Raw genomic sequence first — 26,560 nt, 5'->3', positions numbered from 1 at the left:
CAACAACTCATATATTTATGCTTAAATTTGAACTGGTACAAACGACAAATATTCAACAAACGATTTGCTACGTCCGAAAAATCTCCGATTTTCCAGTCGCACAAATCATATAAAAGCCCGCTGTTAGCAGTAAGTCCCACAGAAAAATGAAAAAATTGCTCCATTTGATAATTATTGTAATTCTGACTGTTTTTACACAGATTGGAGGAATAATTTATTTAATGACAATTCTTATTGTAAAGTCAAATTCAGAAAATAAACGGATAAAAAGATTTTTAACCTTTTCAATAATTTACCTTTTTGCAACATTTGTGATTGTTCCATATTTGGCTAAATCATTCGGAAGAGAAAAAGTTAAAGAAACAGAAATAATCAAGGCAAATACTTTTTTTACAAAGCTCTTAAATAGAAATTACGTAAAACCAGAGTTAAATAGAACACTTGAGAAAATATCAATTGATTTTGAGAAAAAACAGAAAGGAATTAACCTTGTTTATTTAGATGCAAATTTTCCATTTATTGATAAATTCCCACTTCTTCCCCACTTGAGTCATAACGATGGAAGAAAAATTGATTTATCACTTATATACAAATTAGAAAACGGAGAAATCACAAATAAAAAACCTTCAATTAGTGGATATGGAGTTTATGAAAATCCGAGAGAAAATGAGATAAAACAATTTGAAGTTTGTAGAGAGAAAGGTTATTGGCAATATGATTTTCCTAAATATCTAACATTTGGAAAAATAAATAGAAAAATTCAATTTTCAGATAAAGCTACAAGTGATTTGATTAATTCAATTACGAAACAACCAGAGATTGGGAAAATATTCATTGAACCACATTTAAAAAATAGAATGAAATTAATGAGTAATAAGATTAGATTTCAAGGTTGTAGAGCAGTTAGACACGATGATCATATTCACATTCAACTAAAATGATTAAAAACCCTACTGGGAACACCTCATAAAATTTATACTTGCATTTGAACTAGTTTAAACGGCAAACATTTAACAAACGATTTAATACGGCAGAAAAATCTCCGATTTTTCTAGTCGCACAAATCTTATAAAAACCCGTTGGCGGTAATTTAAACAAAGACACAAAACAAATATGATGAAATATCTTAGTAGAATCAGTATAATTATGCTTTTTCTTGCCCCTACATTACTTTTAGGACAAGTAAAGAAAACGGAAGTACTTGTATTTGGAACAGCTCACCTTAGTCAAATGCAAAACTTTGAGATAAAAATGCTTGACAAAGCTATTGATAAACTTGATAATTTTGAATTTGATGTTGTTTGTATTGAAAAAATGCAAGGTCAACTTTTATATGATATAAAGTGTAGGAATAATCCTGTTTTTAATGGAGTAGTTAACGGGAGGTGGGGTAAGCCTTATCTTACTATTGCAGATACTATTTAGAAAGTAAACGGAATTAATTTTATAGAAGCTCAAGCGGTCATAGAGAGAATCAAAAAGAAGAATGAATTGTCAGTTCAAGATAGGAAAGTTTTATTTGATAATTATTTAGCTATTACTGATATTCCGTCTGCTACTTTGCAATATCAATATCTTTTATCTGAGAATTATGAGTTTTCTGAGTTTTCTGAGTTTGACAAGTTTCTTATTACTCAGATTCAACAAGAATTAAATAGTAACAGCGAATTCTATACTTTGGCTGTACCTGTGGCATTTCATCAGAAACTTAATTCTATAGAAGCCGTTAATGATTTCCAAGATGAAGCACTGCTCTTTAATTATTTTCCGAATTTTGGACAAGATTGTCAGAGCAGAGCGGAATTACTATCTAAGATATCTCAAAAGCCTGTTTATAAAAAAATGAGTGAGCTAACTATTAGAGGTGTTGAATCAAAAGATTTATCAGATTTATTTCTTTTTTTAAACAGTGATGAGTATAAATTACAAGATAAAAAAGGACAATGGGAAATATGGTTTGAAACGCAATTTGAATCAGGTTCAGATAGAGCAAGATATTCTTTGTGGGAAATGCGTAATTTGCAGATTACATCAAATATACTAAATGTAATTGCTAAAAATTCAGGTAAGAGAATATTGGTAATAATTGGTTCATCTCATACAAGCTTTATTGAGAAATATCTTCATCAAATAGAGGATATTGAAGTTTTAACTTATGTGAGATGAGAAAAAACTACTGCTAACATTTTGTATAGTTCATAGCGGGTTTAGTGCAGGTTTTGAGCATTAGAACTCGCTCGATCATTAGTGATTATTTGAAAATAAACCTCACGTAATCCGCTACGACACCATACAATTTGCCGTTAGCGCCAAGTGCAAAAGACCAATGCATAAAGTGTGTTTTTAAAGGCACATAAATGTATTCTATTAAATATATAATACATTTATATGCTTTGTTATTTTATATACGATACAATACTGTACAGCAATAATTAAAGTTATAGGAGACCGTATAAAAATTTCAGAAACCCCTTATTCTCAACTTGTTTTAGAATCTGACCTTTATTATTTCCAACTATTTTGAAAACCTAATACAAATTTAGGTGTCAATAATTTTACTTTTTAGATATACATATATTTTAATTATTATAAGGTATGGATTTCTACTTCCATCCACCACCAAGTGCTCTGTATAACTGAATTATAGCCAATAATTCTTGTTGTTTATCAGAAATACCATCTAATTGAGCAGATAATAAGTTGTTTTGTGTTGTTAGAACATCTGTATAGTTGGTATTAGAAGAATATTTTAAAAGTGCTTGTGTAAATTCTACAGATTTTTCTAAAGCTGAAATTTGAGATGCTCTAGATTTTTGTTTTTCAATTGCTTTTTTATAACTAAATAAGGCATTTGATATTTCACTTCCTGCGGATAACCACGTAGATTTATAATTATAAAAAGCTTGTTGTTGTTTAGATTTATTTATTTTAAGTCGTGCCTTATTTTCACCATTAGCAAAAATAGGTTGAGTTAAACCGCCTATTAGGTTATAAAATATAGATTGATCGAAAAAATCAGATAAATTTAAAGAAGATATACCTGCATTTGCCGTAATTGTAAAAGATGGATAGAAATAGCTTTTTGCCATATTTACATCTTCAAAAGTAACTCTAAAGGCCAATTCAGCTTCCTGAATGTCTGGTCTATTTCTTAAAAGTGATGTAGGTATTCCTATTTTTAAATCAGAAAAAGCAGTCTGTTCCTCTAATGAGGTTCTTTCTATTGCACCTGGTAATCTTCCTAACAATATAGAAAGTGTATTTTCTTCTTGTAAAATACTCATTTCAATATCTGGAATAGATGCTTCTATGGCATATCTACTTGCTTCACTTTGTACAACAGCTGAACCATCAACTACTGCAGATTCTTTAAGGTATTTCATTGTTTCCTGATCACCTATTCTATTCTTTAGGGTTCGTTTCGTTATTGCTAATTGAGCATCAAGGGCTAACAAATTATAATAATGTTGTGAAATATCAGATATTAGCTGTGTTTGAATTACTCTAGTTGCCGCTTCTGTTTTTAAGAATGAAGCTAAAACAGATCTTTTATTGCTTCGTAATTTTCCCCAAATATCCAATTCCCAACTGCTTTTCAATTGTCCTATATATGAAGTTGAATTTAAGCTTACATTATTTATTGCACCGCTTGAAGCTGCTTCTGATATTCTAGATCTTGTTACTTGAGCATTTCCATCTAAACTAGGAAAAAAGGATAGTTTTGCTTGAGTTAAACTAGCTTGTGCTTGATTTATATTTTCTAAAGCAGACTTTAAGTCTAAATTATTTTGCAATCCTTCTTCAATTAATTTTTGTAAAATACTATCTGAAATTATTTTCTTCCAAGGAAACATGGCAATTGAAGAAGTATCTTGTATAAGAGTGTCTCTATAATTTTCAGAATATTCTGATTTTGGAATTGTATATTTTTTATTTACGACACCGCAAGAACTGATTACTAAAAGTGTTATTACGGCAAATGTTATATATTTTAAAATGCTATTCTTCATGTTTATAATTTATTTAGTAAGTATTGATTCATCATTTTCACCCCAATAGTGATTTGGTATGCCAACTAATTTTTCTTGAAGTGTTTGGAAGATGATAAAAAGTACTGGTATAACTAATATTCCTAAAATTGTACCAATTAACATACCTCCAATAGCACCTGTACCAATTGTTCGGTTACCTACAGCCCCAGCACCTGTAGCAATTATTAAAGGAAATAATCCGAAAATAAATGAAAATGACGTCATTAAAATTGGTCGGAATCTAACGGTGGCTCCATCTATAGCAGATTGAAGAATAGTTTCTCCCCCTCTTCTTCTTTGTAAAGCAAATTCTACTATTAGAATACCATTTTTTGCCAATAAACCAATAAGCATAACTAATGTAATTTGTATATAAATGTTGTTACTAATTCCTAATAAATTTGCAAATATTAAAACTCCAGACAGACCGGCTGGTACAGATAGCAATACACATATTGGAAGTATAAAACTTTCATACTGTGCACTTAAAAAGAAGTAAACAAATATAAAAGACAATATAAATATATATAAGGTTTGGCTACCTGCTGAAATCTCTTCTCTGGTGATACCTGAATATTCATAACCATAACCGGTTGGTAAGGTTTGTTCTGCTACTTCTTCAATAGCGCTAATAGCATCACCTGAACTGTAACCTGAGTTGGGAGCTCCACTTATTTTTGCCGCTGTAAATAGATTAAAACGGGTTAAACTTTGTGGTCCATAAACTCTTTCTAAGCTTATAAATTCAGTAATAGGTGCCATAACACCGTTTTCTTTTTTCACTTTAATAGCATTTAAACTTTCAAGATTGGCTCTAAAGTTTGGCTCGCCCTGATAAATAACACGGAATTGCTTTCCAAATTTATTGAAGTTTGAAGCATATACCCCACTTAAATAACCTTGCATTACACCTAAAACGCCTTCTACATCTAAACCTGCAAGCTTGGTTTTAGCAACATCTACAATAACTTCGTACTGCGGAAAAGTTGGGTCAAATGTTGTGTTAGCGTACTGTATTTCCGGTCGTTTGCTTAATGCTTGTATAAAATCTTGACTAACATCATAAAGTGCATCTACAGTACCACCACTTTGATCTTGCAACTGTATCTCAAATCCGTTACTTAAACCAAATCCAGTTATAGTCGGTGGAGCAAAAAATATAATTCTAGCATCTTTAATACCTGCTGTTCTTGCAAACAACTGTCCAATGATATCTTGTACAGATTGCCCTTCTCCCATACGTTCAGCCCAAGGTTTTAATTTTAAAATAAACATACCATAGTTTGATCCAGAACCGCTCATAAAGCCACGACCGGTAGATCTTAAGAACGATTTTACTTCAGGAATATCTTCAACGATTTTCTGTAATTCATCCAAAACTTCGTCTGTTCTTTCCATAGATGATGCCGCGGGTAAACTGACATCGGCAAAAATACTACCTTGATCTTCATCGGGCACGAATCCTGTTGGTGTAGTGTTCATAAGGTAAGCAAACACACCAATAAAAACAATAATGATTCCAAAAGCAAACGTCTTTTTACGAATGAAAAATGTGACTATATTTTTATATTTATGGGTGGTTTTTTCAAACCCTACGTTAAATGCCATATAAAAACGTTGAGCATAACTTTTTGATTTATGTTCCTCGTGTGGTTTTAATAGTAATGCACATAAGGCAGGACTCAAGGTTAATGCATTAACGGCAGACAAAATGATGGCAATGGTAAGTGTTATACCAAACTGTTGATAAAATACCCCAGAAGAGCCACTAATAAATGTTACTGGAACAAATACTGCCGCCATAACCAAGGTAATAGAAATAATGGCCCCAGAAATTTCACTCATAGCATCTATACTCGCTTTTCGGGCAGATTTATAACCAGAATCCAATTTAGCGTGTACTGCTTCTACTACAACAATAGCATCATCTACCACAATACCAATAGCAAGCATTAGAGCAAATAAGGTTAATAGATTAATGGTAAACCCAAATAAACTTAAGAAAAAGAAAGTCCCTACAATAGCCACAGGTACTGAAATAGCAGGAATTAAAGTAGAACGCCAATCTTGTAAAAAGATAAATACAACAATAAAAACCAGTATAAAAGCCTCGATTAAAGTGCGAATTACCTTATCAATAGATGCATCTAAAAAGTCGTTGGCATTTACCATTTCGGTATACTTTACACCTTCAGGGAAGTTTTTGGAAGCTTCTTGTAATATTTCAATCGATTGTTCTACAACATCTTGTGCATTAGATCCTGCAGATTGTGCGATGGCAACACCAATACCTGGGTTACCATTTATAAATGTATCCGTACTGTACGATTGTGACCCTAATTCAACTCTGGCCACATCCTTTAAGCGTAGAATACGTCCATCATCTGTAGTCTTGATAATGATTTCTTCAAAATCTGTAGCGTTTTGCAGTTTACCCTTGTATTTTAAAGTGTATTGATATGCTTGATTTCCTTGCAAACCTAATTCACCTGGTGCAGCTTCTAGGTTTTGATCGTTAAGTGCTATGGTGATATCGGATGGAACTAAACCATAGTTTGCCATAATATTTGCCTTTAGCCAAATACGCATACTGTAATCCTTAGCTCCAAAAGCTTGGGCACTACCAACACCATCTACCCTTTTTAATACGGGTACGAGATTGATTTCGGCATAATTCTGGATAAATTCTTCATCATAATTTTCATTTTCACTGTATAGCCCAAAAATAAGTACATTACTACTTTGTTGTTTTTTTGTAGTAACACCAGATTGTGTAACCTCTGAAGGCAATAAATTTGTAGCAGTAGACACACTATTTTGAACATTTACTGCTGCAATATCAGGGTCGGTACCTAATTCAAAATATACTGTTATACTAGCAGAACCGCTAGTTGCTGTAGAAGTCATATAGGTCATGCCCTCTACACCATTAATAGCTTCTTCTAAAGGAACGATAACACTATTTAATACCGCTTCTGCATTAGCACCATCGTAAGAAGCAGAGACTTGTACAGTTGGTGGTGCAATATCAGGATATTGAGATACTGGTAATGTGGTTATTCCGATAACTCCTAAAATCAAAATGATAATAGAAATTACCGCCGAAAGCACCGGTCGTTTTATAAATTTATTAAACATAATTTCTATTTTATTGGTTAGTAGATGTTACTTTTTTGGTGATTTGCTTTAAAGCTTTTATATCACTTTCTTTTACTTTAACTGGTTTTATTTCTTTACCACTAGATAAGCCAGAAATACCTTCAAGAACTACTTGGTCGCCATCTTTAAGTCCTGCTGTAACAATGTACGCTTGTCCTGAATTTGTTGCGGTTACCGTAATTTTTTTAGATTGAACTTGAGATTGGTCGTTTACCAAATACACATAAACGCCACCCTGTATTTCGTAAGTAGCAGATTGTGGAATTAAATAAGCACCTTCAATTGTTCTGGGTAGTTGTATGGTAGCACTATTACCCGTTCTTAATAAATTATCTGGGTTGTTAAAAATAGCACGAACATTAAACGAACCGGTTTCTTCGTCTACTTGCCCACTAACAGTTTGAATTTTTCCTTTCTGATTGAAAGCTGTATAATCTGGAAGTAATAGAGAGACCTCATTCATACTTTTTAATAAGCCTTCTTTTGTAAATTCTAAGTACGTTTTTTCGTTAATCGAAAAATATGCATATACCTGTTTAATATTAGAAACTGTGGTTAATGGCTCTGTAATATTACTATTAACCAAACTTCCTAGTTTATAAGGTAACGAACCAATATAACCCGAAACAGGTGCCTTAATTTTAGTATAATTAAAGTTCGTTTGTGCATTAGAATAATTGGCTTGTGCTTGTTCTAAAACTGCTTTTGCTGCTGTAAGGGAGTTCTCGGTAGAAGTTAATTCGAACTTGCTAATAATTTCTCTCTCCACTAATGGCTTTGCTTTCTCTACATTAACCTGTGCAGAACTAACATTGGCTTTTGCACTGCTAACAGCTGCCTTTGTACTTAAAAGTTCTTGTGCGTATTCAGGGGCATTTAATGAAAAAAGTAGTTGACCTTTTTGTACATATTCACCTTCATCTACATGTACTTTTTCTATAAAACCTTCTACTTTTGGGAAAATTTGAATGTTTTCAGTACCTTCAATGGTTACTGGAAATTCTCTGTAAAGTTCTATGTCTTTTTTTGCTACGGTCAATACCTTGTAGTTTTCTACACCGCTACCAAATTCTGGCTTTCTTTCATTATTACACGATGTAAATAATATAGCTATGAACAATAAATAGCAATAGTTCTGTATGTTAATTTTTTGATATTTCATATTCTGTTTATTTGTTATTTTAATTGGAATTGTAAAAATCTATTTTTAATAAATAGTAGTTAAAGTGGAATAAATGAATTCGAATAACACATCTAAATTTAGGTTGAATTTATAGATAGATTTTTTCTAATTTGTGTTTGTGCGTTTACTGTATATTTTTTTACTAAGAGTAGTGATACAAAAGCAGCAATACTATCACTAATAGGAAAAGCTATCCAAATACCTATTAAGCCATAATTATAATTTAGTAAATACGCTATTGGAATAAATAATATAATGGGGCGTAGTAGTGCTAAAAAGGCTGCTGTTTTATTCTTTTGAATCGCCTGAAAATATCTAGTTATTATTATTTGAACAGCATAAAATGGAATTGAAATAGCAAATATTTGTAAAGCCTTTTTTGTAATAGCGATTACATTTTGGTTCCCATTACTTTCTATAAAAACACTTGTAATTTGTTTTGGAAAAAACTCCAAAACCAAAAGACCAAAAATGGTTATTATACCGACTGTTTTTATAGCAAGTTCTAATGTTTTACGTGCTCTATCAAAACGTTTTGCACCATAGTTAAAACTTATAATAGGCTGCATTGCGTCACCAGTACCTAAAGCAATCATCATAAAAAAAACGTTTACCCCAAATAGTATTCCCATAGCCGCAACACCATCAGTTCCTCCAGAATTTAATAATAAACTATTTGCTAACACATTCTGAAAACTAATTGCTATATCCATTAAAAACGGCGCTAAGCCCACAAGCAATACAGGAAAAATAATTGATTTTTGTAGTCTTATTTGCTTCCATTTCAATTTCACTAAACTTTTTCCACTTGCATAATATCTAATTAAAAGGATAGCATTTGTAGCCTGAGCAATTATAGTGGCTAATGCAGCACCACGAATACCTAAATTGAATATTTTCATAAAAACATAATCTAAGCATAAGTTTATTACACAAGAAAGCACTAGAAGTTTTGCAGGAAATGTTGGATTTCCTTCGGCTCTACATGTAAATTCTAAAGCCAGAAAAAAACTAAGCGGAAATCCTAAAATTATGACTAATAAATAATCTGCAGATAAATTTAATAAGGTACCACTTGCTCCAAATAACTCCAATAAGGGCTTGTAATAAATAAGACCAAGTCCAGTAAAAAGTAACATAACTAAGAATAGACATGCAATAACGTTTCCTAAAATAGTACTTGCTTTTCTAGGTTGAGATTCTCCTAAGTATTTGGCAATTAAAATTCCAGAACCACTACCAAACAACAATATTAATCCAAATTGAAAGAGTGTAACCGGAAACACCATAGTTACTGCTGATAGTCCTTCAACACCCACATATTGACCAACAAAAATACGATCAACAAAATTGTAAAGTGCATTTATTAACATCCCTAAAACTGCAGGACCAACAAAGGCAAATAGTAGTTTAGGTATAGAATCATTTATTAAGGAATATTTTTCCTCAGTAACCATACTTTTTTCAGAAACTTCATTTTTCTTAGGCTTTAAGAATAGAATTGTATTTTTAAATATGTGTATTAAATTACTCATTCACCGTATTATATCTGTTTACAATGCAAAGATACCTGCAGTGTAAACAGAAATATGAATTATAATTTATGTAAAAAAGATTATTATTTAGGTTTTGTGTACTTTTGTACATCGCATTTAAAGCATGAAAAATGAAAATATTTAGAGATATCAATTCATATTTTTTAAACCATACACAACCTGCAAATGATTATGCTAACAGTTTTTTTATACGAAAAATAGCTAGTGATATGAAACATGTAGTACCCGATGATGAATTTTGGGAACCTCATAAGCGTGATTTTTTTGAGATTGCTATTCTACATACAAGTAATACGAATATCCAAATTGGCAATCAAACAATGAATGAGTTAAAGAATAGTTTAGCCATTGTTTCCCCTTTTCAAGTCATTAATTATAGTGTAGTACCTCCTAATAATGACTATGGATATATTATATATTTTAACACTTCTATCTTCACTAATTTAAATAAGTCATATGAGTTGCAAAACGAATTTTCGTTTTTCAAAATCCATACAATTCCTATTTATCAGATAACTGAAGATGACTTTAAAACCATATTACCCATTGCTCAAGAATTATATAAGGAATCTAGAAGTACAGCATTGCATAACAGAGAGATTGTAAGTTCTCTTTTGTTAATCTTACTATATAAAGTAAAGCGGGCTACCCAAAACAATAAAGACATAATAAGCACCAATAGGTTTGACAGTATAATGTCTAAATTTGAACAACAGATTCTTAAGGGGAACAATAAGTTCTTTTCAGTAAATGAATATGCTTCCCAAATGAATATAAGTTCAATTTACCTCACAGAATGTGTTAAAAAAGCTACAGGCAAAAGTGCTCAAAAAGTAATTATAGATTATAAAATGCTGTATGCAAAAACACTACTACATCAAATGGATAAAACTGTAGCAGAAGTTGCTTATGCTTTAGATTTTAATGAAGTGGCTAATTTTAATCAATTTTTTAAACGAAATACAGGAATGACAGCTACACAATTTCGAAATAGATAATATTAATTATTTTATGAGATACATAATTTAAAAGTTTAATTTTTCCTTTTTAATGTAGGTTTAAATCTGAATTTGTGTGCTTAAAATTTATTTATGAAAGGATTGATAAAACAAAAACATACCAACTAGTATTTATTTTAATATATTTGCAATAAATAATATGTATTAAAGTACAAAATAACCATCAGAATTTTGAGTATTTAAGCTGTTTTGCAAAAATGCTTTTAAACCTACTAGCATAAATTATATAATAAAGGTTTGTAAAATGACGATGAAAATTTTTTATGACCATTACATAAAATAAACAACATCTTAGTCTTTAACTTATAGTGTTAAAATTAAGATAAAGGATGTATTACAGAATAATTGTTCCATTAGATATAATAAAAAACACATATTTGCATCAAATATGGCTTTATGGATACTTTATTTTTTTCCAAATCTAAACAAAAAATGATATTAGTAAACATACAACCTTACTTGAATTTTTTAATATTTAAACTATACTAATTAATAAATCAATAAACATGAAAATATCAAATTTAGATAACAAAACAATTGCACTACATTTATTTCGAATATCTTTCGGAATAAATTTTTTCTTCCACGGAGTGGTGAGAATACCTAACTTCGAAAAATTTGTATCAGGGATACAAAATTCATTTCAAGACAGCTTATTGCCCGAATTTTTGGTTACACCTTTAGCTTATACCATTCCATTTGCAGAATTAATTATTGGACTTTTTTTACTTCTCAATAAATTCACAAGAGAAACTATAATAGCTGCTTTTATACTTATGAATATTTTAGTAATTGGAAGCTCTTTTGTTCAAAAATGGGATTTGGTGGGATTACAAGCCACCTATATTGGGTTTTTGTTTTTACTGCTCTATTTTACAAATGACAATAAAAAAATTAAGTAATTATTATACAAGCTCTTCAATAAGAGTTTCAAAATGCTTACCATTTTATAAGCTAAAAACGACTTAAGTATAAAAGTTAACCATTTTTATATTAAACATTGTAGGTAATTAACATAAAGATTAAATATAATTTATATAATGCAAAAACTGAAAGAACAAACTGATGCTAAAATTGCCTTAGGAAGAAAAAACAACCCTGAGTTTATGAAAGGTGTTGATGAAATAATAGATGAGGCAAAAGCTTTTGAAAAAGGAAAAAATGCAATTAAAGTTGGTGAAAAAGCACCAATTTTTAAGTTGCCGAACCCTTTATCGAAACAAATAGAACTATTAGATTTATTAAGAAAAGGTCCAGTAGTTATTACATTTTATCGTGGTAGTTGGTGCCCTTATTGCAATCTTCAATTACGCGCTTTACAAAACAAGTTAAAAGAGATTCAAAAACTTGGAGCTACTCTGGTTGCCATAAGTCCAGAAGTACCTGACTCATCAATGACAAAAAATGAAATTAATGAAATGGAATTTATTGTATTGTCTGATCAAAATGCAAAAGTAGCTTCGCAATATGGAGTTGCTTGGGAAGTTCCAGAATTTTTATTGGAGCACATGCGAGTAGATCGCAACCTTGATTTAAAAAAAATTAATAACGGAAATAATAATGTATTACCAATTCCAGCTACTTTTGTACTTGGAAGCGATGGAATTGTGAAATGGAATTATGTGAATATAGATTATAGAACTCGTTCAGAACCTGATGAGATAATCGAAGCCTTGAAAAACCTCTCAAAATAAACTACCTACATTTATGCTAAAATAATTTCACTAAGCTACAAAGTAAATAATTTATTGTTTGCTTTTTGCTTAGTGCTTAAAGTCCTTATAAATTTTATTGATCAGTAATTATTTATTAAATTTAATGCTTAAAACACACAATTAAATCTTGTAAAACATCTTGTTTGTACTGTAAAACCATATGCTCTAAAAAAAGAAAATGAACCAATCTGAACTTATAATTTTAAATTTTAAAGAAATTAGAAAAAGAAGTATAAAACTTTGGAATGGACTACCTGAAATATATTATAATTGGAAACCTGACGCAAAAGCAATGAGTGCATCAGAAATGATACGTCACGTTTTGGAGGCTGATTATGGGTGGAATATTATTATTAACCAAGGAGATATGACAAATTATAAAACACCTTGGAAAAACCGACCATTTACAAATCTAAAAGAGGAACTTGAATTTGCTAAGCCTTTTAGAGAAACATTTTTAGAAAGTATTCAACAATTTTCTGATAATGATTTAAACCAAACGGAAATAGTTCACCCAGGAAATGGAAGTAAGAAAATTCTTGTAAACTATTTGCTACGGATTGGATATCACGAATCTGTTCACGCCGGTCAATTCCTGTCGTATTTAAGAGCAATGAATATTGATAGACCAAATTTATGGGATTGAAAAAATAGGACTTCTAACATTATAATTATAAAGGATTTAACTACGTTTACATCCACTCGAAATTGCTAAAGTTGCTGTCAAACCAAAATTAAAAGACGCTTATTTTATATTGTTACGAATAAAGCTGAAGAAAAAAAATAATGGAAATAGAAAAAGGAACAATTCACGATATTGAAAAATTGAAAGCAATAGCTGAACGCACTTTTGTAGAGACTTATGCATCAAAAAACAGTGAAGAAAATTTGTCTGAATATTTAAAAAAAGCATTTTCAATAGACAAATTAAAATCTCAACTAAATGATAAAAATTCAGAATTCTACTTTGCTAAATATGAAAAAAAAACAATTGGATATTTAAAAGTTAACACCGGAACATCTCAAACTAATTTTAAATCTAAAAACGGACTTGAAATAGAACGAATTTATGTGTTGAAAGAATTTTATGGTAAAAAAGTAGGACAAATTTTTTGCGATAAAGCAATTAAATTAGCAAAAGAGAAAAATACCGATTATGTTTGGTTAAGTGTTTGGGAGCAAAACCCAAGAGCAATCCGTTTTTATGAAAAAAATGGATTTATAGCAGATGATAACCTTATTTTTAAACTTGGAAATGATAGACAGATTGGCATAATGATGAAATTATATTTAAATAAAAAGTCAGTAGCTAACACATAAAACTGAACTAAATTTAAGTAACTATAGCAATCTTATTGCTCGCTTCTCTCCTACTTACAATAATTCTTATGGTTTCCTATTCTATTTATACTTAGTAAATTAGTCATTTAAATACCTTACTTAATAATACTATAAATCCGCTCATTCAATAAACAATTTTCCATTTAACACTACTAGTTTTCATTCACCAACTGTTATAAGCATTATCAAAAATTAATCACTAAAATAATACCAACTATTTTGATTATAAATATGAATAGCATACATTTGTAACCTAAAGGTTACTTTTTAAGTAGTAAAGGTTATTAAATAATTGATAAATATGGAACATACACAAATTGAAAAATTAGATAAATCGAGGTACAACATGTTAATTTGGCTAACCATTGGATTTAGTTTGTACTTTGGAGAGGCAATTTTAAAAGAGTTTATTGATGGAAAAAATATTCTATTATTTGTTAGATTATTAGGGGTAATTGGTATGGTACTTTTTCTGAAAAGTACTTTTATGAGCCTTAAAATTATCAAACAAATAAAACAAGATTCTAAGCTAAAGCAGGCATTAAATAATGAACTGCATAAATTATATGTTTTAAAATCTTTTAGAATTGGATTTTTGACTTTTCTAACATTGATAATTGGTTTTATGATTCTATCATTTTTTAAAGAAATGCCACTATTAGTTGTTCTTGAAATTATACTTTATTTTGGAATGCTTTCTACTTTTATTTCTGGATTGATTTATAATAAAAACTAATCTAAATGGGAGGTTTCGAGCTAAAAAATCAAATTAAGGTACAACGAGCTATTAAAAATATAACACAGGCAGAATTAGCGGCTGAAATTGGTGTAACAAGAAAAACAATTAATACAATTGAGACTGGAAAATTTGTACCCTCAACTATATTAGCTATAAGATTGGCTAGATTTTTTAATATTAATGTAGAAGAATTATTTGAATTGATTGAAGAATAAAAACGAGCTTTAATAGCTGATATAATTCATTGCTAAGTTTTTGTCGTTTTACATTAAAATATACTAACTTTAAGCTTCTATTTTCTTTACTATAAATTAGTAAATGAACGTACCAAATAAACTCAGGTATTAATTTTCATATTAAAAACAAATATTATGAAAGAAGTAAAGTATTCTAAAATTTATCGAATAATTCATTGGGCAATAGCTGTTTCATTTGTGCTATTGCTACTTACTATTTTTTTACGTTTAACGTGGTTAAATAAATTTAATGTTGCAGCTATTATACAGGAGTATCTGAGTGATACCGACCAAATATTAACTCAAGAACAACTCATTGTTTTAGCAAAAAAAATAAGACAACCAATGTGGAATTGGCATATTTATATTGGTTATGTTTTAGTTGGACTGTTTAGTATTCGTTTTGTACTTCCTGCATTAGGACATATGAAATTCCAAAATCCATTTTCAAATACATTATCCCTAAAGGAAAAATTTCAGAAATGGATTTATATTATTTTTTATGTATGTGTAATTATTTCTTTGGTAACAGGACTAATTATAGTATTGGGACCAAAAGACCTAAAAAAACCAATGGAGGAAATCCATATACTAAGTATTTATTACTTGCTAGCTTTTATTGTAATCCATTTTGCTGGAATTTTAATTGCTGAATTTACAGATCAAAAAGGAATTATATCACGAATTGTAAGTGGAACAAAAGACAAGAATTAAAAAGTACGAAAGAATTATAACGGTAATATATAATTCAGTTGAACGTACTATATCCAAAGAAATATTTGATACTGAAAATGAATAAAAACACTAAATTTACAATTGTACAATGGCTTACAATTGGACTTGTCATTTTGTACTTACTTTGGGAATTTATTATTTTAACTTCTTGGAAAGAAAACACAAAAGGTCCATTATTACGTATAGATCTTATAGTTATCTATCCTTTAATTTTAATAGGAATAGTTGTATCTCTAAGGCAATTTTTTAAAAAATAAGAGTATTTATAAAAACCTTAAACCATACGCAAAACTGTTGGCTGTATTGCAAAAATAATCTTGCTGAAAACAAAATATGAACTTAAACCAAATAACTGTTCCATCGTTAGATTTAACAAAATCAATTCCATTCTATGAAAAATTAGGATTGAAATTAATTGTAAAATCGTTGCCTCATTACGCCAGATTTGAGTGTCCAGAAGGAAATGCGACTTTTTCCATACATCAGACTGAAAAACTGCCAAATGGAGATGGAATTTATGTGTATTTTGAATGTGAAAACCTTGACGAATATGTTACCGAATTAATAAATAAAGGAATAGAATTTGAACAAAAACCTATTGATCAAAGTTGGTTATGGCGCGAGGCAAGATTAAAAGATGTAGATGGAAACCAACTTATTTTATTTTATGGCGGAAAAAATCGAACAAATCCGCCTTGGAGAATTGATTAGAAATAACAAAACCAGCTACCTAATATAATTTATTGCTCTGTACGCTCCTACTTACTAAAATTACTTACGCCAGTTCTCTACGCTTGTATCTTGTAGATTTTCTATTCGGTTTTTTTTGCTAAATTAGGTGCTTAAACACACATAAAAATAAAGTCTCCCCTATTATTTATAAGCAGAACAACGCAGGTAGACAATTTTGAATTGATAGCATACAACTAAATGAAGCCTAGAATAGAACTACTAAAAGATAAAAAACTGATTGGTTATAAACTAAAAATGAGCTTAACCAACAATAAAACAGCTCAATTATGGGGACAAATGGCACCCAAAATTAAGGATATTAAAAATAGAGTAAGCACTGATAAGATTTCAATGCAAATTTATGATGCTTCATATTATAAAACCTTTAATCCTAATAATGAATTTGAAAAATGGGCAACAGTTGAAGTGCATAACTTTAACCATACACCTAAAGATATGGAGACTTTTATTTTAAGTGGTGGTAAATATGCTGTATTTGATTATAAAGGGTCAAGTGCTGATAACAGTATTTTTCAGTATATTTTTATGTCTTGGTTGCCAAATTCAGAATATCAATTGGATAACAGACCTCATTTTGAAGTACTAGGCGAAAAGTATAAAAATAATGACCCAAATTTTGAAGAAGAAATATGGATTCCAATAAAAAAGAAATAATGTTAATCTAAACGCAATATTTAATGAAACTATTAGAAAAAGCAAAAGAATACGCTATAGAAAAACATAGAAATTCAAATCATACATATGACAAATACCATTACGATTTTCATTTAAATATGGTGTTTGAAATAGCCAAAAAATTTATCTATTTAGTAGAGCCAAGTGAACAAGAAAATGTATTAGCTGGATGTTGGGTTCACGATATAATTGAAGACGCAAGAGAGACGTATAATGATGTTAAAAAAGAAACGAATGAAACCGTAGCTGAACTTGCTTACGCTTTAACTAATGAAAAAGGTAGAAATAGAGCAGAAAGAGCGAATGAAAACTACTATAAAGGAATTAGAGAAACTAAGAATGCACCATTTATTAAATTTTGTGATAGAATTGCAAATGTGACACATTCAAAAAATAATGGTTCACAAATGTTTGAGAAATATAAAGATGAGAATGAAGATTTTATAAAAAAAATATATGTTACTGAATGTGAGGAGATTTCGGTATATTTAAAAAATCTATTTAATAAAAATCACAAAGCATAAGGAATATAACTAATTAATTGCTAGCTCCTCACCTACTTATTTAAGTTTTTACAACGTAATAAAATTTATTTTTGAAAAGAATAAATAATATTATGAATCGCCATATTTAAATTCATTTTAAATTAGTGATAACCATTTTTATAAAACTCTTTTTTTATTAAATTAGTACTTTAAAAAAATTGCAACATCAAAAAACATAGAACAACTTTAAAGTTTGTTTATCTGGGTAATGTACTTTGGATAAACGGATATAATATGAATATATAACAAGTTAGGGCACATTAGACAAAACAAACTGAATGACAGAAAAGACAAACCAATTCACCGGACCAAAAAAATATTTAGAAAAAAGCTTTTTGGAAGAATTGAATTATAAAATTTGGTCGACTAAAGCATCACGATTTAATGCTGATAAAAGACTAAAACTTAAAGCAAAATTATCCAATATTAGTTTGGCATTCTTATCCGCATATTTGATTATTGCGAGTTTGATTTCTGTCTATAACATAAATACTGGAAATAATGAAAACATTATTAATTACGTCATTACAGCTTTATCGATTTTAGTTTTGGTAGTTAGCCAATTTGAGAATGCTCAAGATTATAAATTGAATGCACGAATATTTCACGATTGTGGACTTGAATTATCAATTCTTTATAATGACTTACGAGTATTTAAAACTTTAAAGAAAAAACCATCGGAATATGAAATATATTCATTTGGAAAAAATCTGTCTGAAAAATATCAAAATGTGTTACGGAATTACCAAAATCACGCACCAATTGATTATGATCTGTTCCAGATTAATAATATAGATTATTTTGAAAAGGTAGCACCGAAAAAAGTTACGCCTGAAAACATAAAGAAAGTTAAACGCAGATATAATTGGGAAGTTTATGGGTGGTATTCAATTATGATAATTGCTCCACCAATTTTAATTACAGGAATTATTTTAATTGCTAAATGCATAAATAACGTGCCCTAACAATGTATAACCGCAATTATGGCGGATTCGACTACGTCCGAATCCACTCGGAATTGCTAAAGTCTGTGCTAAACCGAAAATTAACGCATATAAACCCATAACTGACGGTTATACGAGACCGTTGTAAAACATATGAGAGAATCATATTAATATTAAAAAAAACTATTGAAAATGAAAAAACTATTAACATCAATTACCTTATTATTAATTATAAATGTAAACGCTCAAAATTGGAAATTTGAATCAGGAAAATCTGATTTTGATGGAAAATACAAAACTTCATATGTTATTGGAAAAGGAAATAATTTTCCTTACAACAAACCAATGTTAACAATAAACAAATTTGACAATAATGAAAACTTAAACTTTTATGTTTCTGGAGCAGGTTATTTTCAAGAAGGTACTAATGCAGGGATTAAATTTGTTTTCGATAATGAACCTAATGTTATTTATTCTTCATATTCATTTACATTTTCATCAGATGGAAAAATAATATTTTTTGATACATTTAATGACCCAAATTCTTCATTTAAGATTAGTAAATATGAATTTCTTGAAAAATTAAAAAAAGCATCTAAACTTTCTATTAGAACTTTTGACAAATACGGAAGTAATGATATTGTTTTTTCTTTAACAGGTAGCACAAAAGCAATAAATTTTATAATACCAGAAAAAGAAATTAATGATAAGATTGCTCTTATTGAAAACTTAAGAATTAAAGAAAAGGAAAAAGAAAAACTTATAAATGAAAAGGTCGCGAAAATAGTTGAAATTGCTAAAAAAGAAAAAATGGGTGAAACCTATTTATCTATACTTGAATCCACAATAGAAAAGGAATACAAAAACGGAAAGTCTTATAAGACAATTAATATTAAACCAACAAGAAAGAAAAGTATGTTTGAAACATATGGATACGTTGATGTTTATGGAGTTTTAGAAAACGGAGAAGAAGAAGAAATATATGGAACTTATAAAGTAGAAATGTACTCTCCAATATTTGAAAAAAGAGAAGAAGAAAAGCAACTAAAAGCAGAAAAGGAAAAAATAGAAAAAGACAGAATCTATAGTTTATTGGAAAAATATAAAATTATTGAACTAAAAGATTTTATATTAGAAAAAATAATTGAAGAGCAAAAAAGAACATCTTTAAAAAAATGGAAACTAAATGAAGTTAAAAATGTTAATGCTATTTTTTCAGAATATAAATATGGTAAAGTATGGAATCTAAAAATTATAATTAATTTAGAAAATGGCGAAAAAATAGATAAAGATGAATATATCTATTCATTAAAAATCACAAAAAAACAATTGAAAGGAATTGGTGCAAAATTACTTGAAGAATTTTAAAAAAAATACGTTTTCCAACAAAGTACTGTGGTAACAATAAGTAAATTCTTCGTTAATTTATGACATTATAATTCTGGGCCTATAAAAATATATTTAATGTTTTAATAGACTTTTTTATTAAATTAGTACTTTAAAAAAATTGCAACATCAAAAAATATAAAACAACTTTAAAATTTGTTTATCCAGGTAACTTACTTGGGATAAACTAAGATAAACGAAGTATATAACAAGTTGGCAACTATTAATTAACTGAAATTTCACTTCAATGATTATTCTAACATATATATTGATTACAATACTAGTTATTGGAATAATCTTAGTTTTAAAAAAAACTAAAACAAAAAAGGAAGTTTATGAACAACCTGAAAGAAATGTAAGAAAAATAATACGATTTGGCGATAAAGCGGGATTTATCGGATTAATGGAATATTCTCCAAACGAAAATTTTTGTGTTTACTATTCTGATGGACATTATGAAAAATCTAATTGGAAATTAGGAAACTTGGCATTATTTGAAAATGAAGAATTAATCTTCAAAAAACAAATTGAGAGACCAAATAATTGTAAAGTAAATAACAACGGAACTATTATTTGTTGTGATTGGCTCAACTCTGAAACTTTTGAAGGAAATTTCATAAGCTTTGACAAAATAGGAAATGAAATTTATTCAAAAAAAACAAAAGCTAACTTAGGCTTATGCTCTATATCTGAAAATTCAGATTTTTCAATTTTTGAAACGTATAGTTCCGATAATGAAGATTCTAATAAAATATTTTTAGTTAATATTTCAACTAAAGAAACTCGTAAATTTGACAGGCCTATTTCATTCACTTCAAGTTATATAAATTTAGAAAAAGAAACTATAATTTTAACTGACAGAAATAATTGTAAAATGGAAATTAATTTTAATGGACAAGAAATTAATTCAAATTACAAAACACAACTAAAAGAAAAAAATCTTCTAAATGAACTTTTATTGTATTATGAGAAAATACCCGATAAAACAAAATTTAAAGATTCTGATTACTTAAATGCTTTAACACAAGCCGTTGAAGGAGTTCATAAAACTTACTCTTTTGGTTTTGATAAAATATACAGAAAAATAGGCGAATTTCACGAAGAAAGAAATGAAATCCAAAAGACAATTTTTTATTGGGAAAAAGCAATTAAATTAAATTCTAAAGTAGGAATTAAACGAAAATTAGAAATATACAAAAAAACAGTTGCCAACAACTCATAAAATTTATGATTACATTTAAACTAAATAATGAACTGATAAACATTCAACAAACGATTTGCTACGTCCGAAAAATCTCCGATTTTCCAGTCGCACAAATTATATAAAAACCCGTTGAGTTTAATTATGAAAAAAAATATAATTCTTACTAAAATTCATCATTCTACATATATTGATGACATGTATGAAAAAGAATATCTATATTTTAAACCACTTAAAGATTTTAGAAGTAAAAAGGATGATAAAACAGGAAGATTAGATTCTAAAGAGTTGAATGTTTCAAATATTCAAATAGATAACCTTACTTTATCAACTGAAAATAGAAAAATAGAAATGCATAAAATGTTCAAGGATTTCAAAGGACAATTTAATAAGTATTTAACCAATCCGAAAATAAACTGTTGTTCATTGCTTTGGATTGAGCTTGAGCCTGAAAAATTAAACGATTCCTTCAATGAAAAGCTTCTCGAATTTGGAGAAAAGGCATTATTGATTTTTGACTGTTTCAAATTTATTGAGATACTTGATAATTCATTGGAGAAACTCAATTATAAATATTCTAGAAAAAAAGTTGAATATTATTCTCCTAAAAATTTTAATGGAAAGCTTTCTCTACACCATAAAGATGAAAAATATGAGTATCAAAATGAATATAGAATATTAATAAGTCCAACTGATGATGAACCAATAAATATTCCGCTCCCAGGATTAAAAAAAATTAGTACAACCATTGACTCTAAAGATTTAAGAAAATTGATTGTAAAATGATAAACTATACCCTAACCGTTATAAGTATGTAAAAAAACATATAATTAAAAAAATAAATATGAAAAGAACACTACTAATATTGAGCTCATTTTTAATACTTTTGAGCTGCACACAAAACGAACTTGAAGAACAAATTATAAATCATATAAACACTCCTTTTGGCTCAAATACAGTTGGAGATTTTAATGTAAAAATTATTAATCTTAAAAAAGTTGACACACTGTTTATTAAAGACACATTACCTACTCTTATTAATACATTTGAAAATACAAAAGCAGACTTACTGAAAAACAAATTAGAACTTTTACAGTCAAAAAAAGAAGCTTTGAAAGCTATGGAAAACCTTCAGAAATCTTTAAAAGGTAACTCAAAAACGATTTTAGGAGATGATAAGGAATCATTACAAGAAAAAAATAATAAATATGAGGATGAGATTAAGGAAATAGAAAACGATATTAATTTAATTAACAATAATGAATACATAAATTCAACGTATAATATAAATTTACTTGATGACATTAATTTAATAAATAAATTTAAATCTGACACGACTAACATTGTTGCAGAAGTTTATCGAGTTAAATATTCAACAGAAGTTTTGATTGACTCTAGACGAAGAACAATAACCAGAAATTTTTACATAAAAGATGATAAAGTTATAAATAATAAATATCAATAAGAAAATCCTTTTTCTAAATGATTGATTTTTTTATAAGTAAAAACTACAGCCAACAACTCATATAATTTATGCTTAAATTTGAACTAACATTAACGACAAACATTCAACAAACGATTTGCTAGGTCCGAAAAATCTCAGATTTTCCAGGCGCACAAATCATATAAAAACACGTTAGCAAATTATCCAATGAAAACAATACGATTAAAAAATATTTCAGATTACTACTTCGATAAAGCCTGGGAACTTTATGAAGATGCCTTTCCTATTGAAGAAAAAAAAACATTGGATGAGCAAATTGTTGATTTACAAAATGACGATTATCATTTTGATGTTATAATTGAGAAAGATCAATTTGTTGGATTTAATTTATGGTGGAATTTTGAAGCATACAATTATATAGAATATTTTGCAACGTCTGCACAACATAGAAATAAAGGAATAGGTAAATTAGTTCTTGAGAAATTTATTGATACAAATAATAAGCAAATTATATTGGAAGTAGAACTACCTATATCTAATATAAATGAAAGAAGAATAAATTTTTACAAAAGAATTGGATTTAAATTAAACGAACATTATTATGAAATCCCATCTTTAAGAAAAAGTAAATCTCCATTGCAATTATTATTAATGTCCTACCCTGGTTTTATATCAAAAAAAGACGTTGATTTTTTTATTCATAAATACCATCCAATTATTTATAACAAAACCACAAAATAATTGAAATAAAATAACCAACCGATACTATGTAACAATCAATTTACTACAAATTTTTACTTTTTAGTCCCAACTATTTTTGCTAGTAATTGCATATTTTCCAGAACCTGTAAAAAAGAGTGTCAATGCACCAAAAGCATATAATAAAATTAACTCAATTTGTAAACCTCCTGTTTTAGATAAAGCAAACATATTATTAGAATGTGCCATAAATAATGCAGCTACCATTCCAAAGAAAAACACTAAAGAAGCCAATTTAGTTCTGTAACCAATTATTATTAAGAGTGGAGCTATTAATTCGGTAATAAAAACACCATAAGCTATAAATTCAGGTAAGCCCATTCCGGATAACATTCCTTTTATACCATCTAAATGTCCTAATTTTGCTACACCATGAAACAGCATTAATCCTGCTATTGTTATTCTTAAAATTAATAAACCTAAATCTGTATTTTTTTTCATTTTAAAAATTTAATTAATTACCAATTATGTAATTTGTTATTTACAGTATCCCAATACGAACCAGTTTTAAAATTACTGGTAACAAATTTATAAATATTATCTGCAGATTCTGAAGGTGTTAGCGGAGCATTTTTAAGATTACTAAGTCTTATTTCTGTTTGTACCCAGCCGGGATCTAATGCGGCTACAAATAACTTGTCTTTTAATCTATTTGAAAGGATTTTTGTATACATATTTAATGCGCTTTTAGACATTCTATATGCTACTGAATCAAAATCTAATGCATTTGCTATTGAGCCCATTTTTGAAGAAATTGTTACTATTTTTCCTTCATTTTGTATAAGTGGTATCATACTTTCTGTTAAAAATACGGTACCACTAACATTAACTTTAAAAGTAGTTTCAAAAGATTTAGAATCCGGTAAACTCGCTCCAAGATCAGGTCCTACGCCTGCATTGTTTATTAATATAGTTATTTTATGAAAGCGTTTTGCAACAAATTTTGTAAACTTTTGAATGCTTTGTTCGTTACTAATATCTAATGCAACAGCACAAAAATTTTCGTGTGCTATTGCATTAATAATTCCATTTTTACTTGTTCCAATTACAGTATAACCATTGTGTAACATTTTTTTGGTTAATGCTAAACCAATGCCTCTACTAGCTCCTGTTATTACTGCTATTTTATTCATTTATTGAAACATTTATTTTGAAATTAAATTAGTAAATTACTCGTAACGCAATGCTGTTATTGGATCTAAAGCAGATGCTTTTCTTGCAGGATACCATCCGAAAAAGATACCGGTTACAGCACATACAGCAAAAGATATTATTATTGAATACAGCGCCACACTAGTAGGCCAATTTAAGAATTTTTCTATAAATATGGTTGATGCTAATCCTAAAAGCACTCCTAAAACTCCACCAGTTATACTTATTAAAATGGCTTCAATTAAAAATTGCATTAAAATATCAGAACCTTTACCTCCAACAGCCATACGTAAACCAATTTCTTTAGTACGCTCTTTTACAGAAACATACATAATATTCATAATTCCAATACCACCTATCAATAAAGAAATACTGGCAACAGCTACTAATAAAATAGTTAACATTTCACTGGTTGAACTAAACGTTGAAATTAATTCTTCCATAGAACGCACCGTAAAATCATCTTCTTCATTATCCATTAATTTATGCTGAGAACGTAAAATTTCTGTAATTTCTTCTACTGCAGCAGGCGCATCGTCTTCACTAATTGCAGATGCCATAATATCATTTACATGATCAATAGCTAAAATACGTTTTTGCACAGTGGTATATGGAGCAATTACTACATCATCTTGGTCTTGACCAAACGTGTTTTCCCCTTTTTCTTCTAACACACCAATTACTGTAAAAGGTATGCTATTAAAACGTATCATTTGTCCAACAGGTTCTTGTCCATCAGGAAATACATTATCTACAATTGTTTGTCCTATTAAAACTACTTTTGCAGCAGATTGTACTTCTGCATCTGTAAACATACTACCACTTTGTAAACCAATTATTTTAATGTTTAAGTAATCTGGATTTACACCATAAATTGTACTTGGCCAGTTATTAGAACCATTAATAACTTGTCCACCACCATTTACTAGCGGAGTAATATAACTTATTAATGTTGCATCTTCTTTTATTTTTTTGTAATCTTCTAGTGTTAATGTTTGCGCATCTCCTCCACTTCCTCTAGCAGGACCTCTATCATCTGCACCAGGTCTAACGGTAATCATATTAGAACCCATTGCTGAAATAGTAGTTCTAATACTTTCTTTAGAACCCTCTCCAATAGCTAGCATTGCAATTACTGAAGCTACCCCAATAATAATTCCTAACATGGTTAACAAAGTTCTTGTTTTATTAAGAACGATGGCTTTAAAAGCAATTTTAAATAAATTTAATAGTCTCATAATTAATCGTCTTGTTTAGGTAATTTTGCTAATTCTTCTGCAGCAGATTGTATTTTATGATTTTTATAATCTTGTATAATATGTCCATCTTTTAATACAACAGTTCTACTGCTAAATGTAGCAATATCAGGTTCATGTGTAACAAAAGTAATTGTAATACCTTGTTTATTTAGTTCTTGAAATAACGACATTATTTCATAAGATGTTCTAGTATCTAAATTCCCTGTAGCCTCATCTGCTAAAATCATTACAGGATTATTTACTAGCGACCTAGCAATTGCAACTCGTTGTTGTTGTCCTCCAGAAAGCTCAGAAGGCGTATGATACATTCTATCAGCTAAACCAACCATTTCTAAGGCTTTAATGGCTCTTTCTTTACGTTCTTCGGTAGAAACTTTACTATTGTATAACAATGGTAATTCTACGTTTTCTAGGGCTGAAGTTCTTGCCAATAAGTTATAAGATTGAAAAATAAATCCTATTTTTTCATTTCTTATTTTTGCCAATTGATTTCTACTTAAGTCCTTCATTTTTACACCATCAATCTCATAAGTTCCTGAAGTAGGTTGATCTAAACATCCTAAAATATTTAACATCGTACTTTTACCAGAACCACTAGATCCCATTATGGTTACAAATTCACCTTCTTTTATGGAGAATGAAATACCTCTTAGTGCATGCACCGTTTCGGTTCCCATGGTAAACTCGCGTTTTAAATCTTCTATTTTTATGATTTCTTTTTTCATAAT

General features: G+C 28.9%; 29 protein-coding genes. 21 read left to right on the top strand and 8 right to left on the bottom strand.

Annotated features, from left to right (window positions below; translation table 11 throughout):
- Nucleotides 1-146 precede the first annotated feature (146 nt).
- The 3 genes from MHL31_RS02965 (at nucleotide 147) to MHL31_RS02955 (ending at nucleotide 2,166) form a co-directional block, all read left to right on the top strand.
- A complete protein-coding gene (locus MHL31_RS02965; protein WP_240227597.1) occupies nucleotides 147-941 on the top strand; it encodes a hypothetical protein in 795 nt (264 codons plus the stop codon).
- A gap of 205 nt (nucleotides 942-1,146) precedes the next feature.
- Nucleotides 1,147-1,425, top strand: a complete 279-nt coding sequence (locus MHL31_RS02960) for a hypothetical protein (protein WP_240227596.1) — start codon at nucleotides 1,147-1,149, stop codon at nucleotides 1,423-1,425.
- A 66-nt stretch (nucleotides 1,426-1,491) separates the two neighbouring features.
- On the top strand, nucleotides 1,492-2,166 hold the full coding sequence (locus tag MHL31_RS02955; RefSeq protein WP_240227595.1) for a DUF5694 domain-containing protein: 675 nt from the start codon (nucleotides 1,492-1,494) through the stop codon (nucleotides 2,164-2,166).
- A gap of 437 nt (nucleotides 2,167-2,603) precedes the next feature.
- On the opposite strand, the gene MHL31_RS02950 is transcribed toward MHL31_RS02955, so the two are convergent.
- The 4 genes from MHL31_RS02950 to MHL31_RS02935 all read right to left on the bottom strand — a co-directional run bounded on the left by MHL31_RS02950 (nucleotide 2,604) and on the right by MHL31_RS02935 (nucleotide 9,908).
- Nucleotides 2,604-4,010: an efflux transporter outer membrane subunit gene (locus tag MHL31_RS02950; RefSeq protein ID WP_240227594.1), complete on the bottom strand. Its 1,407-nt coding sequence runs from the start codon at nucleotides 4,008-4,010 to the stop codon at nucleotides 2,604-2,606.
- A 9-nt stretch (nucleotides 4,011-4,019) separates the two neighbouring features.
- Nucleotides 4,020-7,169, bottom strand: a complete 3,150-nt coding sequence (locus MHL31_RS02945; RefSeq protein ID WP_240227593.1) for an efflux RND transporter permease subunit — start codon at nucleotides 7,167-7,169, stop codon at nucleotides 4,020-4,022.
- Nucleotides 7,170-7,179: 10 nt separating this feature from the next.
- A complete protein-coding gene (locus MHL31_RS02940; RefSeq protein ID WP_240227592.1) occupies nucleotides 7,180-8,352 on the bottom strand; it encodes an efflux RND transporter periplasmic adaptor subunit in 1,173 nt (390 codons plus the stop codon).
- A 98-nt stretch (nucleotides 8,353-8,450) separates the two neighbouring features.
- The gene (locus tag MHL31_RS02935; protein ID WP_240227591.1) at nucleotides 8,451-9,908 is read right to left on the bottom strand and encodes an MATE family efflux transporter; all 1,458 of its coding nucleotides are present in this window, start codon (nucleotides 9,906-9,908) and stop codon (nucleotides 8,451-8,453) included.
- A gap of 131 nt (nucleotides 9,909-10,039) precedes the next feature.
- On the opposite strand from MHL31_RS02935, the gene MHL31_RS02930 reads away from it, so the two are divergent.
- From MHL31_RS02930 to MHL31_RS02845, 18 genes are all read left to right on the top strand, one after another.
- A complete protein-coding gene (locus MHL31_RS02930; protein ID WP_240227590.1) occupies nucleotides 10,040-10,927 on the top strand; it encodes an AraC family transcriptional regulator in 888 nt (295 codons plus the stop codon).
- 527 nt (nucleotides 10,928-11,454) lie between these two features.
- Nucleotides 11,455-11,850 carry a DoxX family protein gene (locus tag MHL31_RS02925; protein ID WP_240227589.1) on the top strand — a complete coding sequence of 132 codons (396 nt, stop codon included), beginning with the start codon at nucleotides 11,455-11,457 and terminating at the stop codon, nucleotides 11,848-11,850.
- 138 nt (nucleotides 11,851-11,988) lie between these two features.
- Nucleotides 11,989-12,642, top strand: coding sequence for a peroxiredoxin-like family protein (locus MHL31_RS02920; protein ID WP_240227588.1), 654 nt, complete (start codon nucleotides 11,989-11,991; stop codon nucleotides 12,640-12,642).
- 199 nt (nucleotides 12,643-12,841) lie between these two features.
- Entirely contained in the window at nucleotides 12,842-13,309 is a 468-nt protein-coding gene (locus MHL31_RS02915; RefSeq protein ID WP_240227587.1) for a DinB family protein, read from the top strand.
- 140 nt (nucleotides 13,310-13,449) lie between these two features.
- A complete protein-coding gene (locus MHL31_RS02910; RefSeq protein ID WP_240227586.1) occupies nucleotides 13,450-13,983 on the top strand; it encodes a GNAT family N-acetyltransferase in 534 nt (177 codons plus the stop codon).
- Nucleotides 13,984-14,305: 322 nt separating this feature from the next.
- The gene (locus MHL31_RS02905) at nucleotides 14,306-14,740 is read left to right on the top strand and encodes a hypothetical protein (protein WP_240227585.1); all 435 of its coding nucleotides are present in this window, start codon (nucleotides 14,306-14,308) and stop codon (nucleotides 14,738-14,740) included.
- 5 nt (nucleotides 14,741-14,745) lie between these two features.
- Nucleotides 14,746-14,958: a helix-turn-helix transcriptional regulator gene (locus MHL31_RS02900; RefSeq protein ID WP_240227584.1), complete on the top strand. Its 213-nt coding sequence runs from the start codon at nucleotides 14,746-14,748 to the stop codon at nucleotides 14,956-14,958.
- Nucleotides 14,959-15,114: 156 nt separating this feature from the next.
- Nucleotides 15,115-15,693, top strand: coding sequence for a cytochrome b/b6 domain-containing protein (locus MHL31_RS02895; RefSeq protein ID WP_240227583.1), 579 nt, complete (start codon nucleotides 15,115-15,117; stop codon nucleotides 15,691-15,693).
- Nucleotides 15,694-15,770: 77 nt separating this feature from the next.
- Nucleotides 15,771-15,971, top strand: coding sequence for a hypothetical protein (locus tag MHL31_RS02890; RefSeq protein ID WP_240227582.1), 201 nt, complete (start codon nucleotides 15,771-15,773; stop codon nucleotides 15,969-15,971).
- A gap of 76 nt (nucleotides 15,972-16,047) precedes the next feature.
- Nucleotides 16,048-16,425, top strand: coding sequence for a VOC family protein (locus MHL31_RS02885; protein ID WP_240227581.1), 378 nt, complete (start codon nucleotides 16,048-16,050; stop codon nucleotides 16,423-16,425).
- Nucleotides 16,426-16,644: 219 nt separating this feature from the next.
- Nucleotides 16,645-17,121 carry a GyrI-like domain-containing protein gene (locus MHL31_RS02880; RefSeq protein ID WP_240227580.1) on the top strand — a complete coding sequence of 159 codons (477 nt, stop codon included), beginning with the start codon at nucleotides 16,645-16,647 and terminating at the stop codon, nucleotides 17,119-17,121.
- A gap of 23 nt (nucleotides 17,122-17,144) precedes the next feature.
- Entirely contained in the window at nucleotides 17,145-17,666 is a 522-nt protein-coding gene (locus MHL31_RS02875; RefSeq protein WP_240227579.1) for a phosphohydrolase, read from the top strand.
- 299 nt (nucleotides 17,667-17,965) lie between these two features.
- Entirely contained in the window at nucleotides 17,966-18,652 is a 687-nt protein-coding gene (locus tag MHL31_RS02870) for an SLATT domain-containing protein (protein ID WP_240227578.1), read from the top strand.
- Between the two features lie 171 nt (nucleotides 18,653-18,823).
- Nucleotides 18,824-19,999 carry a hypothetical protein gene (locus MHL31_RS02865; RefSeq protein ID WP_240227577.1) on the top strand — a complete coding sequence of 392 codons (1,176 nt, stop codon included), beginning with the start codon at nucleotides 18,824-18,826 and terminating at the stop codon, nucleotides 19,997-19,999.
- 265 nt (nucleotides 20,000-20,264) lie between these two features.
- On the top strand, nucleotides 20,265-21,239 hold the full coding sequence (locus MHL31_RS02860; protein ID WP_240227576.1) for a hypothetical protein: 975 nt from the start codon (nucleotides 20,265-20,267) through the stop codon (nucleotides 21,237-21,239).
- 123 nt (nucleotides 21,240-21,362) lie between these two features.
- Nucleotides 21,363-22,004, top strand: a complete 642-nt coding sequence (locus MHL31_RS02855) for a hypothetical protein (RefSeq protein ID WP_240227575.1) — start codon at nucleotides 21,363-21,365, stop codon at nucleotides 22,002-22,004.
- A gap of 58 nt (nucleotides 22,005-22,062) precedes the next feature.
- Nucleotides 22,063-22,683 (top strand): hypothetical protein, encoded by a 621-nt coding sequence (locus MHL31_RS02850; RefSeq protein WP_240227574.1) that lies wholly within the window; start codon nucleotides 22,063-22,065, stop codon nucleotides 22,681-22,683.
- Nucleotides 22,684-22,869: 186 nt separating this feature from the next.
- Nucleotides 22,870-23,403, top strand: coding sequence for a GNAT family N-acetyltransferase (locus MHL31_RS02845; RefSeq protein WP_240227573.1), 534 nt, complete (start codon nucleotides 22,870-22,872; stop codon nucleotides 23,401-23,403).
- A 60-nt stretch (nucleotides 23,404-23,463) separates the two neighbouring features.
- Here the strand turns inward: MHL31_RS02845 and MHL31_RS02840 are convergent, their stop codons facing one another.
- Genes MHL31_RS02840 through MHL31_RS02825 form a run of 4 tightly spaced genes read right to left on the bottom strand, consistent with a single transcriptional unit; the run spans nucleotide 23,464 to nucleotide 26,557 of the window.
- The gene (locus tag MHL31_RS02840) at nucleotides 23,464-23,862 is read right to left on the bottom strand and encodes a DoxX family protein (RefSeq protein ID WP_240227572.1); all 399 of its coding nucleotides are present in this window, start codon (nucleotides 23,860-23,862) and stop codon (nucleotides 23,464-23,466) included.
- 17 nt (nucleotides 23,863-23,879) lie between these two features.
- On the bottom strand, nucleotides 23,880-24,554 hold the full coding sequence (locus MHL31_RS02835; protein WP_240227571.1) for an SDR family NAD(P)-dependent oxidoreductase: 675 nt from the start codon (nucleotides 24,552-24,554) through the stop codon (nucleotides 23,880-23,882).
- Nucleotides 24,555-24,590: 36 nt separating this feature from the next.
- Nucleotides 24,591-25,811, bottom strand: a complete 1,221-nt coding sequence (locus MHL31_RS02830) for an ABC transporter permease (protein ID WP_240227570.1) — start codon at nucleotides 25,809-25,811, stop codon at nucleotides 24,591-24,593.
- A gap of 2 nt (nucleotides 25,812-25,813) precedes the next feature.
- Complete coding sequence (locus MHL31_RS02825; RefSeq protein WP_240227569.1) at nucleotides 25,814-26,557, bottom strand: ABC transporter ATP-binding protein; 744 nt, start codon at nucleotides 26,555-26,557, stop codon at nucleotides 25,814-25,816.
- Nucleotides 26,558-26,560 lie beyond the last annotated feature (3 nt).

The sequence above is a fragment of the Lutibacter sp. A80 genome, from assembly GCF_022429645.1.
Classification (GTDB): domain Bacteria; phylum Bacteroidota; class Bacteroidia; order Flavobacteriales; family Flavobacteriaceae; genus Lutibacter.
The sequence above is the reverse complement of the archived record's forward strand: the minus strand, read 5'-3'. Positions and strand labels throughout refer to the sequence as shown.

What these genes read in the sequence shown, in the direction of transcription:
- MHL31_RS02890 (WP_240227582.1), top strand. Translation starts at nt 15,771, where the DNA reads ATGAATAAAAACACTAAATTTACAATTGTACAATGGCTTACAATTGGA.
- MHL31_RS02865 (WP_240227577.1), top strand. Translation starts at nt 18,824, where the DNA reads ATGAAAAAACTATTAACATCAATTACCTTATTATTAATTATAAATGTA.
- MHL31_RS02945 (WP_240227593.1), bottom strand. Translation starts at nt 7,169, where the DNA reads ATGTTTAATAAATTTATAAAACGACCGGTGCTTTCGGCGGTAATTTCT.
- MHL31_RS02845 (WP_240227573.1), top strand. Translation starts at nt 22,870, where the DNA reads ATGAAAACAATACGATTAAAAAATATTTCAGATTACTACTTCGATAAA.
- MHL31_RS02880 (WP_240227580.1), top strand. Translation starts at nt 16,645, where the DNA reads ATGAAGCCTAGAATAGAACTACTAAAAGATAAAAAACTGATTGGTTAT.
- MHL31_RS02835 (WP_240227571.1), bottom strand. Translation starts at nt 24,554, where the DNA reads ATGAATAAAATAGCAGTAATAACAGGAGCTAGTAGAGGCATTGGTTTA.
- MHL31_RS02935 (WP_240227591.1), bottom strand. Translation starts at nt 9,908, where the DNA reads ATGAGTAATTTAATACACATATTTAAAAATACAATTCTATTCTTAAAG.
- MHL31_RS02850 (WP_240227574.1), top strand. Translation starts at nt 22,063, where the DNA reads ATGAAAAGAACACTACTAATATTGAGCTCATTTTTAATACTTTTGAGC.
- MHL31_RS02885 (WP_240227581.1), top strand. Translation starts at nt 16,048, where the DNA reads ATGAACTTAAACCAAATAACTGTTCCATCGTTAGATTTAACAAAATCA.
- MHL31_RS02860 (WP_240227576.1), top strand. Translation starts at nt 20,265, where the DNA reads ATGATTATTCTAACATATATATTGATTACAATACTAGTTATTGGAATA.
- MHL31_RS02940 (WP_240227592.1), bottom strand. Translation starts at nt 8,352, where the DNA reads ATGAAATATCAAAAAATTAACATACAGAACTATTGCTATTTATTGTTC.
- MHL31_RS02895 (WP_240227583.1), top strand. Translation starts at nt 15,115, where the DNA reads ATGAAAGAAGTAAAGTATTCTAAAATTTATCGAATAATTCATTGGGCA.
- MHL31_RS02950 (WP_240227594.1), bottom strand. Translation starts at nt 4,010, where the DNA reads ATGAAGAATAGCATTTTAAAATATATAACATTTGCCGTAATAACACTT.
- MHL31_RS02900 (WP_240227584.1), top strand. Translation starts at nt 14,746, where the DNA reads ATGGGAGGTTTCGAGCTAAAAAATCAAATTAAGGTACAACGAGCTATT.
- MHL31_RS02840 (WP_240227572.1), bottom strand. Translation starts at nt 23,862, where the DNA reads ATGAAAAAAAATACAGATTTAGGTTTATTAATTTTAAGAATAACAATA.
- MHL31_RS02825 (WP_240227569.1), bottom strand. Translation starts at nt 26,557, where the DNA reads ATGAAAAAAGAAATCATAAAAATAGAAGATTTAAAACGCGAGTTTACC.
- MHL31_RS02905 (WP_240227585.1), top strand. Translation starts at nt 14,306, where the DNA reads ATGGAACATACACAAATTGAAAAATTAGATAAATCGAGGTACAACATG.
- MHL31_RS02875 (WP_240227579.1), top strand. Translation starts at nt 17,145, where the DNA reads ATGAAACTATTAGAAAAAGCAAAAGAATACGCTATAGAAAAACATAGA.
- MHL31_RS02855 (WP_240227575.1), top strand. Translation starts at nt 21,363, where the DNA reads ATGAAAAAAAATATAATTCTTACTAAAATTCATCATTCTACATATATT.
- MHL31_RS02915 (WP_240227587.1), top strand. Translation starts at nt 12,842, where the DNA reads ATGAACCAATCTGAACTTATAATTTTAAATTTTAAAGAAATTAGAAAA.
- MHL31_RS02965 (WP_240227597.1), top strand. Translation starts at nt 147, where the DNA reads ATGAAAAAATTGCTCCATTTGATAATTATTGTAATTCTGACTGTTTTT.
- MHL31_RS02870 (WP_240227578.1), top strand. Translation starts at nt 17,966, where the DNA reads ATGACAGAAAAGACAAACCAATTCACCGGACCAAAAAAATATTTAGAA.
- MHL31_RS02960 (WP_240227596.1), top strand. Translation starts at nt 1,147, where the DNA reads ATGCTTTTTCTTGCCCCTACATTACTTTTAGGACAAGTAAAGAAAACG.
- MHL31_RS02925 (WP_240227589.1), top strand. Translation starts at nt 11,455, where the DNA reads ATGAAAATATCAAATTTAGATAACAAAACAATTGCACTACATTTATTT.
- MHL31_RS02930 (WP_240227590.1), top strand. Translation starts at nt 10,040, where the DNA reads ATGAAAATATTTAGAGATATCAATTCATATTTTTTAAACCATACACAA.
- MHL31_RS02910 (WP_240227586.1), top strand. Translation starts at nt 13,450, where the DNA reads ATGGAAATAGAAAAAGGAACAATTCACGATATTGAAAAATTGAAAGCA.
- MHL31_RS02920 (WP_240227588.1), top strand. Translation starts at nt 11,989, where the DNA reads ATGCAAAAACTGAAAGAACAAACTGATGCTAAAATTGCCTTAGGAAGA.
- MHL31_RS02830 (WP_240227570.1), bottom strand. Translation starts at nt 25,811, where the DNA reads ATGAGACTATTAAATTTATTTAAAATTGCTTTTAAAGCCATCGTTCTT.